The organism is Thermosipho melanesiensis BI429 (genome assembly GCF_000016905.1).
GTDB lineage: Bacteria > Thermotogota > Thermotogae > Thermotogales > Fervidobacteriaceae > Thermosipho > Thermosipho melanesiensis.
Genome location: NC_009616.1, coordinates 1,300,077 through 1,315,098, shown reverse-complemented (window position 1 = coordinate 1,315,098; position 15,022 = coordinate 1,300,077). Strand labels below are relative to the sequence as shown.

16 protein-coding genes are annotated in these 15,022 nt (G+C 31.9%); 6 read left to right on the top strand and 10 right to left on the bottom strand.

The window, feature by feature from the left end:
- Positions 1-7 precede the first annotated feature (7 nt).
- The 6 genes from TMEL_RS06710 to TMEL_RS10195 all read left to right on the top strand — a co-directional run bounded on the left by TMEL_RS06710 (position 8) and on the right by TMEL_RS10195 (position 4,526).
- Positions 8-610, top strand: coding sequence for a CBS domain-containing protein (locus TMEL_RS06710; protein ID WP_012057512.1), 603 nt, complete (start codon positions 8-10; stop codon positions 608-610).
- The gene (locus tag TMEL_RS06705) at positions 610-1,269 is read left to right on the top strand and encodes a segregation and condensation protein A (RefSeq protein ID WP_012057511.1); all 660 of its coding nucleotides are present in this window, start codon (positions 610-612) and stop codon (positions 1,267-1,269) included. Before TMEL_RS06710 ends, TMEL_RS06705 begins: the two co-directional genes overlap by 1 nt.
- The gene (locus TMEL_RS06700) at positions 1,262-1,807 is read left to right on the top strand and encodes an SMC-Scp complex subunit ScpB (protein WP_012057510.1); all 546 of its coding nucleotides are present in this window, start codon (positions 1,262-1,264) and stop codon (positions 1,805-1,807) included. Before TMEL_RS06705 ends, TMEL_RS06700 begins: the two co-directional genes overlap by 8 nt.
- Positions 1,755-2,780, top strand: a complete 1,026-nt coding sequence (locus tag TMEL_RS06695) for an AAA family ATPase (protein ID WP_041426060.1) — start codon at positions 1,755-1,757, stop codon at positions 2,778-2,780. The genes TMEL_RS06700 and TMEL_RS06695 overlap by 53 nt, the downstream gene beginning before the upstream one ends.
- A 134-nt stretch (positions 2,781-2,914) precedes the next feature.
- Positions 2,915-4,411 carry a sodium-dependent transporter gene (locus TMEL_RS06690; RefSeq protein WP_012057508.1) on the top strand — a complete coding sequence of 499 codons (1,497 nt, stop codon included), beginning with the start codon at positions 2,915-2,917 and terminating at the stop codon, positions 4,409-4,411.
- 13 nt (positions 4,412-4,424) lie between these two features.
- Positions 4,425-4,526 (top strand): MetS family NSS transporter small subunit, encoded by a 102-nt coding sequence (locus TMEL_RS10195; RefSeq protein WP_143611030.1) that lies wholly within the window; start codon positions 4,425-4,427, stop codon positions 4,524-4,526.
- A gap of 20 nt (positions 4,527-4,546) precedes the next feature.
- On the opposite strand, the gene fliY is transcribed toward TMEL_RS10195, so the two are convergent.
- The 10 genes from fliY to TMEL_RS06640 are packed head-to-tail and all read right to left on the bottom strand — an operon-like array spanning position 4,547 to position 14,994.
- On the bottom strand, positions 4,547-5,659 hold the full coding sequence (fliY, locus tag TMEL_RS06685; protein WP_012057507.1) for a flagellar motor switch phosphatase FliY: 1,113 nt from the start codon (positions 5,657-5,659) through the stop codon (positions 4,547-4,549).
- Positions 5,656-6,645 (bottom strand): flagellar motor switch protein FliM, encoded by a 990-nt coding sequence (fliM, locus tag TMEL_RS06680; RefSeq protein ID WP_012057506.1) that lies wholly within the window; start codon positions 6,643-6,645, stop codon positions 5,656-5,658. The genes fliY and fliM overlap by 4 nt, the downstream gene beginning before the upstream one ends.
- A 13-nt stretch (positions 6,646-6,658) precedes the next feature.
- Positions 6,659-7,180: a flagellar basal body-associated FliL family protein gene (locus TMEL_RS06675; protein ID WP_012057505.1), complete on the bottom strand. Its 522-nt coding sequence runs from the start codon at positions 7,178-7,180 to the stop codon at positions 6,659-6,661.
- 12 nt (positions 7,181-7,192) lie between these two features.
- Entirely contained in the window at positions 7,193-8,059 is an 867-nt protein-coding gene (locus TMEL_RS06670) for a flagellar motor protein MotB (RefSeq protein WP_012057504.1), read from the bottom strand.
- A complete protein-coding gene (locus TMEL_RS06665; protein ID WP_012057503.1) occupies positions 8,059-8,847 on the bottom strand; it encodes a motility protein A in 789 nt (262 codons plus the stop codon). The genes TMEL_RS06670 and TMEL_RS06665 overlap by 1 nt, the downstream gene beginning before the upstream one ends.
- Positions 8,847-9,059 carry a flagellar FlbD family protein gene (locus tag TMEL_RS06660; RefSeq protein ID WP_041426236.1) on the bottom strand — a complete coding sequence of 71 codons (213 nt, stop codon included), beginning with the start codon at positions 9,057-9,059 and terminating at the stop codon, positions 8,847-8,849. Before TMEL_RS06660 ends, TMEL_RS06665 begins: the two co-directional genes overlap by 1 nt.
- Positions 9,060-9,076: 17 nt before the next feature.
- Positions 9,077-11,194, bottom strand: a complete 2,118-nt coding sequence (locus tag TMEL_RS06655) for a flagellar hook-basal body complex protein (RefSeq protein WP_012057501.1) — start codon at positions 11,192-11,194, stop codon at positions 9,077-9,079.
- Positions 11,195-11,199: 5 nt separating this feature from the next.
- Positions 11,200-11,865: a flagellar hook assembly protein FlgD gene (locus TMEL_RS06650; RefSeq protein WP_012057500.1), complete on the bottom strand. Its 666-nt coding sequence runs from the start codon at positions 11,863-11,865 to the stop codon at positions 11,200-11,202.
- Positions 11,840-14,050 (bottom strand): flagellar hook-length control protein FliK, encoded by a 2,211-nt coding sequence (gene fliK, locus TMEL_RS06645; protein ID WP_012057499.1) that lies wholly within the window; start codon positions 14,048-14,050, stop codon positions 11,840-11,842. Before fliK ends, TMEL_RS06650 begins: the two co-directional genes overlap by 26 nt.
- Positions 14,047-14,994 carry a MotE family protein gene (locus TMEL_RS06640; protein WP_012057498.1) on the bottom strand — a complete coding sequence of 316 codons (948 nt, stop codon included), beginning with the start codon at positions 14,992-14,994 and terminating at the stop codon, positions 14,047-14,049. The genes fliK and TMEL_RS06640 overlap by 4 nt, the downstream gene beginning before the upstream one ends.
- Positions 14,995-15,022: the final 28 nt, after the last annotated feature.

Here is a 15,022-nt window from a genome sequence, read left to right as displayed (position 1 = left end):
AAAATACATGAATGTGAAAAAATGGATACTTACACATTTTCCAACGTTAAAAAGAGAGAATACAGTTGGAGATGCATTAAGAAAAATGAGAGAATTTTCTTGTGATTACAGTATAGTCTTAGATGAAAATGACAAATTTGAAGGTGTAATTTACAAATCTAGTATTAGAGATTCACAATTTGATGAAAAAATAGAAATGTATGTTACGTTCCCAGACTTTTACGTTGTAGAAGATTCAAATGTTGAAGAAGCGGCACTAATGTTAATTGAAAACAAAGATCAAATATTGCCCGTTGTTAACAATAACGCCGAAGTAATTGGAGTACTAACGGTGCAAGAGGTCTTAGAAGCTTTCACTGAACTTTCAGCAATGGATGAACGTGGAACACGAATCATTTTAGAATTAGAAGATAAACCAGGTGAACTTAAGAAAATGATCGATGTACTTGCAAATAATAAAATGAACATATTATCCATTCTTACATTAAAAGAAAATAATAAAAGACAGGTTTCAATAAAAATACAATGTGATGATCCAGAAACAGTTGCAAACTTACTTGAAATATACAATATTAAGTATCTTTCAATAATTGAAGAAGAAGGGTTTTAATGGAGTTAATCTTCAAATTTGAAGAGTTTGAAGGTCCATTAGATTTGATTATTTTTCTTGTACAAAAGAAAAAGCTTAGCGTTAGGGAAATTCCTATTTCCCAGCTTGCCGATGAATTTTATGAATATATAAAAAAAATGAAAGAATTTAACTTAAAACTAACATCTGAATTCATTGCAACAGCTGCATATCTAATGGAATTAAAATCAAAAAGTTTATTGCCTAGAAGCAATGAAGACAGTGAGTTTCAAAAAAAGAAAGAAAAATTTTATTCTCAGGTAGAGCAATACGCAAAAATAAAAGAATTTACGGAAAAGGTAAAATCAGTTGAAAAATTAAGTCCAAAAAAAGTTCCCATATCAGTCAAAGCTATATTTCCAAAAATCAACGAAAAAAAATTAAAAAAACTAATAACAAGTATATTAAAAGAAGTGGAGTTAAAACAAAAAATTTACAAAATAAAAAGAGAAGAAATATCACTTGAAACTATTATGAGCCAAATTTTAACCACAGCAGAAGAAGATATAATAACTATATTAAAAAACTCAAAAAGTAAATATGAAGTGATATTAAAATTTTTAGCAATTTTGGAATTAATAAAAATGAATAAGATAGTTTTGGAAGAAAACCTTAAAATAAGGAGAATAAAAAATGGATAGTGAAAAAGTGGCAATAATAGAATCGTTAATTTTTGCATCAAAAGGTATACAAAAAGAAAAAATATTGGAAATTGCTCAAGTTAGCGAAAAAGATTTTGATGATATAGTAAAAATCTTAGAACAAAAGTACAACTTAAACAATGAATCTGGTATTGAATTAAGAAATATTGACGGCTTTTTCAAATTTTTCACGAAAAAAAAATATGCAATTTATATTGAAAAAATTATAAAAAGAAGATCATTGAATACCTTAACCACCTCACAACTTGAAATTGTAATTTTACTTGCTTCCAAAAAGAAAGCGACAAAAAGGCAAATAGATGAAATTCGGGGAAAAGATTCCACTAATATTCTAAAACAGCTACTAATGAGTGGAGTTGTAAAGAGGCGAAAATCCGGTAGGAGTTATATTTATAGCTTAACAGATACATTCAAAGAAGAAACATTTATAGAAGAACTCTTAGACGAATTAGGAGGTGTACACTTTGACACTGAAAGAAGCCAAAATGATATCGAGAAAGATAATGGAAAGCAATGAAATCCCATTATTAATTGGTCACTTTGGAGTTGGAAAAACTGACATAATCAAAGAAATTGCTTGTGAAGTTAATAGAAATTTAATAATATTAGTACTTTCCCAAATGGAACCAGGAGATCTAATAGGACTACCTTCAAAAGACAAAGAAAAAACAGTTTTTCTTGCACCTGATTGGTGGCCCGAAGATGGAAACACCATAATATTTTTAGACGAAATAAATCGCTCTCATAGAAGTATAAGAAATGCCATAATGCAGTTACTCATAGACAGACGCATTCACAACCACATTTTGCCAGAAGGCACATGGATAGTAGCATCTATGAATCCACCGGATGAAGAATATGACCAAGTTGATCTAATAACGGATCCAGCTTTCCTTTCAAGGTTCTTTATTCTAGAAATCACACCTGATATCAATGAATGGATTGAATGGGCAAAACTAAATAACATACCCAATGAAATAATTAAATTCATAGAAAAAAACCCAGAATTCTTGTATAGTTCAAACCACGTTTCGTTAAAGGCTACAATAACACCCAGCCCCAGAAGTTGGCATAAATTGGGAAATGTTTTTAAAAATCTTTCAGAAAATGAAAAGAAAAAATATGGATATCAAATAGCTTCAGGTATACTTGGCCCCGAAGCTGCAAAAGTTTTTGTTGAAAATATAACACATAGTATTCCTACAGCAAGAGACGTGTTGATTGAAGGAAAAATTCCACAAAATTTAGAAATACACAAAGCAAATTCCATAATATTGAGAATCATAGATTTTGTTTCAAACCTTACAGAAGAAGAATCTAAAGAATTAATAAACAACGTGGAAAATATCTCAAAAAACCTTTTAACACTTTCAAAATCCATTCCAAAAGATACATTTTTTAGCCTAGTCCGACTGCTAAATGAACTTTCAAACGAACCTGGATACAAAGGAATCTTTTGTGATAAAATACTTGAAAAAATTTCAATATAGCATTAACAAATAGTTTTTGAATCCCATCCATTCGGATGGGATTTTTTTACTTGAATTTTTAATGTTAAATATGTTATATTATTTATAAGAATATTTCCATTTTGTAACAACATCCCAAAAAAAGGAGGGGTTTTATGGCTAGACAAAAGTGGGGTTCAAGATGGGCTTTTGTTCTTGCGGCTATAGGATCTGCTGCAGGTTTGGGTAACGCTTGGAGATTTCCTTATATGGCATATTCAAACGGTGGTGGAGCTTTTTATGTTCCGTACTTTATAGCATTATTTTTAGCGGGAATACCACTTTTAATGGCAGAATTTGCAATTGGACAAGGCTTCCAAAGTGGTGCGCCAAGATCACTTGCCAAAATTAAAAAAGGTGCAGAATTTATTGGTTGGTGGGCTGTTATAACAGGTGCTTTGATAACGTTTTACTATAATGTTATCATGGCATACATCTTTAACTATCTATACTATTCATTTGGAGTAGCATGGAAAGGCGATCCAAACAAATTTTTCTTTAATGAATTCTTACAAGTATCCAATGGTCCTAGTGAATTAGGCTCAATTAGATGGCCAATAGTTATTGGACTTGCCTTGACATGGTTATGGATTTATTTCATTTTAAGAAAAGGAACAACTTCTGTGGGAAAAACAGTTGCTTGGACAGTTCCACTTCCTGTAATTTTATTGATTATACTTGGAATCAGAGGAATTACATTGGAAGGGGCAGCACAGGGACTTAATTTTTTATTCCAACCAAACTTTGCAAAACTTGCAGAACCAAGGGTTTGGGCTAATGCTTTTGGTCAAATTTTCTTTACGCTAAGCCTTGCGTTCGGTATTATGATTGCCTATGGAAGCTATAATAAAAAAGAAGAAGATATTGCTAACAACGCTATTATAACTGCCCTTGGAAACAGCGCTACATCTTTCCTTGCTGGAATTGCTGTTTTTTCAGTGCTCGGATATATGGCTCTCCAAATTAATTCTCCAATAGATGAAGTTGTAAGTGGTGGTATAGGTCTTGCATTTGTTGTGTATCCACAAGCTATTTCTCTATTCCCAGGTGGAGTAATAGTTCAATCAATAATAGGGCTCGCATTCTTTGTAATGCTTCTTACACTTGGAATTGATTCTGCATTCTCGTTGGTAGAAGCGGTAGAAGCAGCTGCTTCTGATAAGTTTAAATTCAACAAACGCTCTTTCTTAATTGGTTTTTCCATATTTGGATTCTTAGTTGGTCTTCTTTACTCAACACAAGGTGGTTTGTACTGGCTTGACATTATTGATCATTTCTTAAGTATTTATGCTTTGTTAATTGTTGGAATTCTTGAATCAATAATAATCGGGTGGGTTTTAGATGCGGAAAAATTGAGAAATTATATAAACAAAGTATCTGAAGTTAAAATAGGAAAATGGTTTGACATTTCATTAAGATACATCATCCCAGGTTCGTTAATAATAATTTTGGGATTAACACTTTATGATGAAATTAAAAATCCATACGGTGGATATCCAACTTGGGCATTACTTACTGGATTTGCAGTATTAATCGCTACACCAATTATTGCAATTATATTATCTAAAGTTCCTCCAAAAGACAACGATTACTACAAAAAAGAGGAAATGTAAGGGAGGAGATAAAATGTCTGTAAGTGCAATAATTTTCATGATTTTTGCAGGTGTCGTATTATTTGGTGGACTTTTTTGGGCACTTTCAATAGCAGCAAAATCTGCGAAAAAATAAATCCCCCATCTATGGGGGATTTATTCCAATGTGTAAAATCGTTCTTGAGGGCTTACTATTTCTGTTATCCTCACACCAAAATTTTCATCTATTACAACTACTTCTCCACGAGCAATTAATTTTCCATTAACAATTATATCCACAGGTTCACCTGTTAATTTATCAAGTTCTATTAGTGAACCAACTGAAAGTTCCATAACTTGTTTTAAAGTAAGTTTAGTTTTACCTAGTTCAACAACAACGTTTAATGGTATATCTAAAAGCGCCTTTATCCTTTCCGGAATTTCGGATGTACTTTTTACAATTCCACCACTTTCAAACGATTGAAACTGTACTGGTGAAACTGATACGGGATTTTTTTGGATATTTTCCGACATTTTAACGTTTTGTATATTTTCATTTTCAGTGGTTGGAGCTTGTTGCGGTGTAGAAGGTTGTGCTTGCTGCTGAGGAGAAGCTTGTTTTTTTTCTTCTCCAAATAATAATCTATAAAGCTTTTTAACAAAGGGAGGAGACATTGTTAGGAAGAAATCAGCAGGTTCTAAACCTTCTATTTCAAGTTTAAAATTAACCTTTGCAACAATATCATCATCATTTGAAACTACAGGTGGAAATTTTACATCTTCCTCATCAAAATCCAGTAACTCAACAGTAGGTGGAGTTATATCCACGGTTTTTTTCAACATATCAGAAAGTGAAGTAGCTGCAGCTCCCATCATTTGATTCATTGCTTCAGAAACTGCACTTAAAGAAATTTCATCGACTTCATCTGTTTCAACATTTCCGTCTCCACCCATCATAATATTTGCAATTCTTGCAACTGCCATTTGAGGTAAAACTAAGGCATTAAGCCCCTCTATTTCCCCCTTAAAATTTATAGAAACAACAGCATTTTTTCCTTTAACCTCTTCTCTTATTTCTTTCAATTTCTTTATTTCAACCGCCGGTACCGTTATATCTACTTTTCTACCAAGCAAAGTGGACAGCGCGGTAGTACCACTCCCCATTATTATATTTCCAATTTCTCCAAACATATCTTTTTCAAGATCAGTTAACTCATTTTGAGATTCATCGATTTGGCTCAAAAGGGAATCTAATTCTTCTTGAGAAAGAAATTGTTCATCTCCCATCATTTTATCTCCTCCTCATCAAACACTTCCAAAATCTTAACAGCATACTTTCCTTTGAATACTCCTGGTGCACCCAAAAACTTATCCTTTCCATTCAGTTTTATTTTCAAAGGATCTTCTTTAAAGGTATTTAATCTAATAACATCCCCAACCTCTAGGTTTAAAATATCCCACAAAGTCAAATTCGTCTCTCCAATTGTTGCAGATAATTCTACAATTGTTCTTGCAAGATTTTCCTTTAAAGCCTTCATATCTTCTTCTGAAACAACTTTTTGTTTTGTTTTAAACCAACTTTGAGTGGTTAGTTTTTCACCTATTGGCTCAATCAAAGACGATGGCCAACAAATATTTACATACCCTTCTACATTTCCTATATTCACAAAAAATGTAATAACTAAAACCATTTCATTTAAAGCAACAACTTGTACAAACTGTGGATTCGTTTCAATAGCCTCTATAACTGGAACAAAAGAATAAACGGTAGTCCAAGCTTGAGATAAATTTGTTAATATGTTTACAACTTCCTTTCTCATTACTTCTATTTCCGTTTCTGTTGGAGGTCTATTAATCTCAGTCATAGATCCAGGTCCACCCAATAAAATTTCTAAAATCCCGTAAAAGATAGCTAAATCTATATCTAAAACCGCACTTCCAACAAATTCCTTAGCTGAAAATATGGTAATAAAAGATGGATTTTTTATGGATTTTATAAATTCATCATAAGTCATTTGGTCTATTCCTACCAAATTTACTGCAACAAAACTTCTAAGCCTTCCAGAAAAATAGGTCGACAAAGTCCTTGCAAAGTTTTCATGGAGCATTTGTAAAGTTCTTTCCTGCTCTTTGGAAAATTTTCTCGGCCTTAAAAAATCATATGTTCTAACTTTTTTTTCTTCTTCTTCTTTTTTTACTTGTTCAATTGAAACTTCACCCTGATTAACAGCCTGCAATAATCGATCTATTTCTTCTTGACTTAATACATCGGACATAATATCACCTCAATTATTGAACCGAACTAACTGCTTTTATGTATAGATAAACATCTATCACTCCTTGTTTTTCCTTCTCACCAACGAATCCTGTTATCTCATTTACAGCATTCTTAATTTGCTTCTTCAAAAGTTCAATACCTGCAGGCGTATTTATTTCCGTTCTTTCTTTACTCAAAAATATTAACATTAAGGCATCCATAATTTCATCATTTTTCTCAGCAATTAAGCTTCTACATTGATCGCTCCCCACTTTAAATGATAGAGAATCAATTACTGCAACCTCTTTTCCACCTTTTAACATAAAAGTTTGATAAGTTCCAGGTTGAATTACAACAGCTTTTATAGGTATTGCAGCGGCAGTAGTAGCTTGTTCTGATTGCTTTGTTTGAGGTTGAGTATTATTTCCCAAAAACATGACAACCCCAACACTAACCGCTAAAGAAACAACCAACGGAATTAATATTGGCATTAATAAACCCATTATCCCCTTTTTCTTCTTTGGTTGAGCTTCTTGAATTTCTTCCTCAGGCATTTAAATCCCCTCCTATTTTGCAAGCTCTCTTTTTATTAAGATATCAATTCTCCTATATTTATTCCTCAAATCAGCTATCTTTTGATCTGTTTCACTAGTCAATTTTACTACGAAATTATTCCATTCTTCACGCGTAATTTCACCCGCAACCAGTTTTTTTCTCATCTGTTCCAATTCAAATTCATACAAATTTCTTAATGCTTTTATCTCTTTTTGTATTTCAATATCTCCTTTACCAATTGGCACAAATCTTTCCGGTGCATAATAATAGTCTGGATCAAATCTTCCAAGTTGTATATCAGCAATTCTCTCTAAGGATCTTTTTTGCTTTAGTTCAGTTGTAAAAAAAAGAACAACACTCGCAGCACGAGCAGAACTAAGATGCCAATTTGAAAAATAAATGGAACTCTCAGGTAATGGAATTTCGTTTGCAAATCCATAAATCTCAAGTACATTTGTTGTATGTTCTATTATTACAGTTCCAAGTTTTTCTAACAATCTTTTAGCTTCAGCGGTTAATCTTGCACTACCTGGTTCAAATATATCCAAATCACTAATTGTAATTAGAGTTCCTTCATCTTTTTCTTGAACAGTAACCTTTCCTTTATACTCTTCCGATATTTTCAAAATTTCTTGATAAACTCCTGGATTTTGTGATATTAACGGTTCAGTTTGCAATGACTTTCCACCAGTTAAAACACTTGGAGGATTTCCATTTAAAGCAGATGTTAACCCTACAGCAACCTGTTGGAATTTTCCTGGACTAATACTTGACATAGCAAATAACAACACAAAGAATGTCAATAACAACGTAACCATGTCTCCATAAGTGGTCATCCACAAAGGGGCACCTTTTGGACATTCTTGTTTTTTAGCCATTATGCATTGGCCTCCTGAGTAGATGCTTCATACTGAGCTTTTGCAGCTTGTGGTAAGAATGCTTTTAGTTTTTCTTCCAAAATTCTTGGATTTTCTCCTGCTTGTATAGATAAAATTCCTTCTAGAATCATATTCTTTTCAAGCTCTGTATTCAATACCCTTTTCCCCATTTTTTCGGCAATAGGTAACGCAAACGCATTTGCCATTATAGAACCGTAAAGTGTCGTAATAAGCGCAACTGCCATTGAAGGCCCCAAGGAATTTGGATCATTCAAACTTTTAAGCATTTGTATTAATCCTATCAATGTTCCTATCATTCCAAACGCTGGAGCATATGCACCAATTGCTTCAAAAAGCCCTTTCTTCAAATTCATCTCATTTGATGCCACTTCTATCTCTATTTCCATCATCGATTTTAAAACCTCAGGTTCAGTACCATCCACCAATAATTGCAATCCTTTTTTCATAAAAGGATCATCTAATTGTTCAATATTTTCTTCTAAAGATAAAAGCCCTTCCCTTCTTGCCTTTTCGGACAAAGAAACTAACGTTCTCAAAAGATTCACATAATCTGTTTTTGGTTCTTTGAGTGCTTCCAATGTAACCTGAACAAATTTAAATGCTATATCTTTTGGATTAGCAGCAACAGCAGCACCTATAGAGCCACCAATAACTATAACTATTGATGGAATATTTATAAAAGCAGCAAAATCACCGCCACCGGAAATAATACCATAAATAACCATAACAAACGCAAGTCCAACTCCACCCAACAACGCTATATCCATTATTCTTCACCATCCTTATACAAAGGGGGAATAGATAAAACTTCCTTTTTATATTCAATAACTTTCTCAATAACTTCTTCTGCAGTCTCAAGAACTATATATTTTTTTCCATTGTACAAAGTAATTGTTGTATCTGGTAAAGACTCAATTTTCTCAATGTAATCAGCATTAAGATAAAACTTTTTTTTATTCAGATATGTGAGTAAAATAATTTTATTCACCCCTTATCTTATCGCCTCAAATTCACAACTTCTTGAAGAATTTGATCAGCAGTTGTTACAACTCTTGCATTAGCTTGAAATCCCCTTTGAGCAATTATAAGTTTTGTAAATTCCTCTGATAAGTCTACATTAGACATTTCAAGTGCACCTGAAATTAATGCCCCTGCTCCTCCAAAACCCGGTTGTCTGATTATCGCACTTCCACTATTGGCACTTTTTGTATATAGAGAATTACCTGCTTCCAAAAGACCCGCTGGATTGTTGAAAATAGCCAAAGCCACTTTTCCTAATTTATCAGTAAGTCCATTACTAAACGTACCAATAATATCACCATTTTCTGCGATTGAGAAAGATTCTAAAGTACCTTGAGCATTTCCATTTTGATTTACAACATATGCATCAGAAGTTGCCGCAAATTGGGTAATACCAGTTAATGACAATTTAATTTTAACCTCACCATCACCATTTTCTGCAGCATCAAACTTTATTGCATCAATAGATTCCCCACGATTAATTTGACCAGTAGTTGGATCAAACGCATACAATCCAGTAAACCTTCCACTTTCGTCAAATGTCATAACACCTGCTGTTCCACTAGTGATCTCCTGACCAGTATCGTAATTTGTCAAATATTTAATATTCTCACCAGTTGCGTTTCTCACCCTAAACGCCCAAGCATTTTTATAATCTGCAGAACCATCGTTATAATTAGCCGCTAATTTTACAAAGTCTATATAAAGGGTATATGCATTTCCCAAAGTATCATATACTTGCACAGAAGTTGTATAAAATGGGGAATTGAACTCTGTTACAGCAAAGTTTGTTGGATTATCCGCCTCATAAAATCTTGGCTCTCCACTTCCAGGTACCACTAAACTATTAATTGTTGCACCATTGTACACTTCTACCGTGTAAGATTCGGCAGGATCAAATATACCCGTTAAGCTATAACTTGTCCCATTAGTTAATCCTGATGTAAAATCGTATTGTGCGACTAAATTCCCATTTGAATCTCTAACAAATACCTTGGCATTTGATGTAATATCGCTTCCATTGTACGTAAAATCTAATTGACTTGCGGAAACAACCGTTCCACTTTCTGTTGAAGCTATAAATCCAGGCGTAGCAAGATCAACAACATCTTTAGCTACTTCAATCACATAATTATTTCCATTTTTTATTTGGTCTGATGACACAGTAACATTACCAGAACTCACACTTCCAGTTTGGACATCTAGAATTTTTCCACTTGTATCTCTAATTATAAACGTGTAATTCCCATCTTCTTGACCTATTCCCGTTAAACTTAAACTACCATCTGTAGTAGCTGTAACACTCAATTGTTGCTTAATTGCCCCTGATTGTACTACGTTTCCAAATTTGTCATATTTTATATATATCTCCCCATCTATGTTATCATCTGTTCCACTGTATACTTTAGCTCTGTAGATTTGATAATCTGAGAATGGATCTTGAAGGCCACCTTTATCTCTATCGTATATAATTTTTACATTTACAGAATTTCCACCATAACCTGATAAAGTTATAACTGTTTTTCCAGGACCTACTCTTGCATCTAGATTATTTGCTACAGTCATTGACGTAGTCTTTTTTGCCGCCATTGAAAGCCCCGCAGAAATTTGAATATCGGAAATCGGTTTATTTGTATCCACAAACCTTTTTCCTGATTCAGGATCAGGCTCTGCTACCCATCCTTGTAATTTTAAACCTGAAGTTGGTTGTATTATTGTACCATTTACATCTAAATCAAAATTTCCAGCTCTTGTATAATACGTTTTTCCCACACCGTCTCTTAAAATGAAAAATCCATCACCTCGGATAGCCAAGTCTGTTTTTTTACCGGTATTTTGAAAACTACCTTGAGACATTATTTTGTCAATAGATGCAACTTTTACACCATAACCTATTTGCTTGGGATTTGTTCCACCAGTAAGTTCTGTAGCTCTTTTTGACAATTCTAAAACTTGCGAAAATGTAGTTGCATAAGTAACACGTGATGCTTTAAAACCTATTGTACTAACATTTGCAATATTATTTCCAACCACATCGATTGCTTGTTGAAATCCCTGAAGCCCTGTAACACCACTATAAATTGATCTTATCATCTATTTCACCCCTCTTCCGAAATTTCTATTATTGAACTTATGGGATATAAATTGCCATTTACAAGCACATAAACATCGTTATCTCTAAATTGTACAGCCTCTACTTTTCCACCATCCATAGCAGATATCTCAGTCAAACTTCCATCTCTTTCAACTGAATAGAGATTAAAAGTATAATTTCCATCTGGTAATTTAACACCATCTTTATTCCTTCCATCCCATAAAAATGTTTGCATCCCCGCATTTAAATTTCCAAGGTCTTCTTCTTTTACCAATTTTCCATTTTCATCATAGATTTTTAAAATCACATGCGAAGGCTCTTCCAATTTAAAAACCTGTGTACTTGCATTTCCATTTTTTAACTCAAGTATATTTGATTTTACAACCGCATATTTTCCCACCATTGATGAAACTTGTGCTCTATACAACGAAGCAGAACTTTCAACAAACTTCTGAACAGATTCACTCATGTTTGTTATCTGTTCCAAAGTCGATAACTGAGTCATTTGAGCGATAAATTCCCTATCTTTTAATGGTTCAAGGGGATCTTGATTTTTCAACTGAGTAACAAGCAATTCCAAAAATGCCTCTTTATCCAATTCTTTTTTTATACCATTTTCCCTTGTAACATTTGTAGGATAAATACTATTCATCTGTATCCAATTCATCATCGTTTTTCACCCACCTTCTTCTTTGCCTTTTATGTTGCTCAGAATCTCTTTCCCGTTTTTCTTCTTCATACCATTCCTGTTCTTCCTTTATTTCAAATGAATATTCTTTTACTTCGAGCCCTAGATTTCCCATTCTTTCCCTTAGAATATGCAATCCCTTTTCAATAATCTCTTTAGATTCTTTATTCTCAAATACAAAGCGTATAACTATTTCGTCATTCATTTTTTCCACATTAATCTCCAATTTTCCAAAAGCAGGATGTTTTAAATCGATAACCGCTTTTTGTTTGTAAACATCTTTGTTTTCAATTAATTCTGTTATCTTTTTATAAATCTCTTCGATATTCCTATTTTGTATCTCAAATAGTACTTTTGTCGTATCTATCTTTGTACTTTGATTATTAAAATGTATTTCACTGGGTTCATTCGATTGATAAACCTTTTTCGCCTTAAACTTTACAATCTTATCTGAAATATTCGAAATGTCTGGTTTTACAGTTTTTCTATCTAAATAAGTAGTAGTTTTTTCAAACGAAAATTTTACTTTTACCTCATTTATATTATTCTTCATAGACTCTTCTATTTTCCTAACAAAGCGCTCCAAAGAAAATACTTTATTTTTTATATCATTTAAATTCACAAATTTTAAATCCTTGTTTTTCTTTGTAAACTCATCTCCTACAACAACTTGAGGTTTAACTTCTATAAATTTATCTTTCATTATTCCTACCGCTATTTTTTTCTCTAAAATAACCGTATTTTCTTCTTGTGCTAATTCCACTGATACCTTTGGAATACGGTTTTTATCCTTTTGACTCTTATTCAAAACCACGTTTTTTACTAAAACCACTTTATTTTCGGCCATTTTATTTAACAAAACACTTACTTTTTTCTCGTTAACTTTTATATTAGCAACAACAATAGAAGATAATCCCCCAATACCATTCCTTAATGCTATCTTGTTATTTTTTCTCAATTCCCCTACAACATCTTTTTTATTTGAAAGTACTGTATTTTTTTCCACTTTTTCTATGCTATTTTCCTTTACAACATAATTTATTATCAAAGTTTCATTATCTCTAATTTCAACCTTCTCATTATCATCTAAATGTCTTTTTATCAAATTCGCTTCATTTATTTTTGTATTGTCTTTCTCAAACTTTAAGTTTTTTACTGGTATTTCCCTTGAATTTATATTTTCAATTTGTTTGCTTTTTTGAACAACTTTTTCTGTTTTTCTATTATTTCCAAGTGATTGAATTTTTCCCGATATTAATATTGACCTATTCTCTCTTTCTTTTGCTTTACTTAGTTCGTCTTTTACCTCTACAACATTTTCTATTCTAGAATTCAAAAATTCTTTAGGAACATCCTCTGTCTTTGGCTTAAACACGATTTTTTTTGATATCTTCGTATTTTTTATCACTTTACCTTCTTTTTTCTCATTAAACATCTTTCCATCGTCACTTCTCTTATTTTCTTCAACTACTTTCCTATTCTCTTTTATATCAACAAATTTTAAACTTTTCTCTACTTTTTTTTCTTCATTTACACTTTCTGTAAATTTGTTTTTTTGAATAACCTTTTCGTCTTTACCTTCTTTTGCTTTGCCTATAAATTTACTTTTCTTATTTTGTATCTCTTGTTTATTTTCTTCATCTAAAACCTTAGACTTTTTATCTTTCTTTACTTCATCTATAAGATTATTTTCCGCAAATTTGTTTTTTTGAATAACTTTTTCATCTTTTTCTCCTTTTCTTTCTTTCATTTCACCGATAAGTTTATCTTCTTTGTTCTGTGCTTGTTTATCTTTCCTCATTAATATCTTATTTTCAAGTTTTCCTTTCTCATACATAACTTTTGTTGTTTTCATTCTATTCATTAACTTTTTCTTTTCATTTTCCACTTTAGTATCATCTTTCATTTTGGTTGCTATTTCTTTTAAATCTATATTGTTTAAACTTTTTATCACCTTAACTATTAGCTTTTCCCCATCAAACAAATTTACTTTGTTATCTTCCTGTAAATTTTCCAATTTTTTCAAAAGAGTATTTTCAAAGGCCATTTTTTGCCTCTCTACTATTTTCTTAAAAAGAGCACTATTTTCTTGTCCTCTCTGATCTTTAATCTTTATTTTATCAGCTTTTAACTCCAATGTCCCCTCAAGTAATTTTAATAAATTCATTCAATACCACCACCAAGTTTTATCAACTCAACAAATAACTTTTCATTTTCATTCTTTAAACGTCTTAAGAGTTTTTTTGAAATGGAAATATCTATATTGGAGATTAAATAATAAACTATTCTTGGTGAATCTTTGTACAAATTTATCATTGAATATATTTCTTCCTCATCTAAAGAAGACAAATATCCTCTTATAGCCTTATTAAATCCCTCTAAAGAAACTAGCTGTGCCTGCAATGAATACAGGTTATTTATGTTATTTCTCAATGCTTCTAATTTCGTCTCAATTTCATTTAATATACTTTTTACATCATATATCTTATTTACTACCGCAGCTGCTTTTGTTGGGTTAACGCTTGCTAAAGCTTGAACCATTTCACTTCTTAAATCTGGACTTAACTGTTGAAAAATCACAGCCAGTGTGTCTACATTTATATCTTCACTATTCATCAATGGAATTAATGCATTTGCATCTCCATTCTTAAATATTTCAACAAGTTTATCTAAATTTTTTGAAGTTTGAAAAACTTGAATTTGTGATAATTCCTCTTGAATTTTCCTTTCTTTCCATTTCTCCTCAATACTTTTAAGCGAGTTGTACAAAAGTTCGTTTTCAGATCTTAACTTCTCAGCTTGTTTTAATTTCTTTTCAGATTGCTTTATAAGCTCCTCAATATTTTTTTTATACTCATCTAAAACTTCTGTGAAAAATTTTTTGGGTTCATTGACTTTCAATGGTTCATATTTTATATACTTGTTCAAAACAGGAATTTTATTTAATAAATAAGCAGAATAACTTTTAATATATGAAAACACACCATCTTCTATACCATACACATTTTTCAATAAGAAACTGAAATAGGAAAACACAAAAATTAGCGAAACAACTAATATAGCAATTATAAACGCCAATAAAACCTTTAAAAGTTTTCCTCTTTTTTCCATATAATACCTCCTTTTTCCCATTAAGATT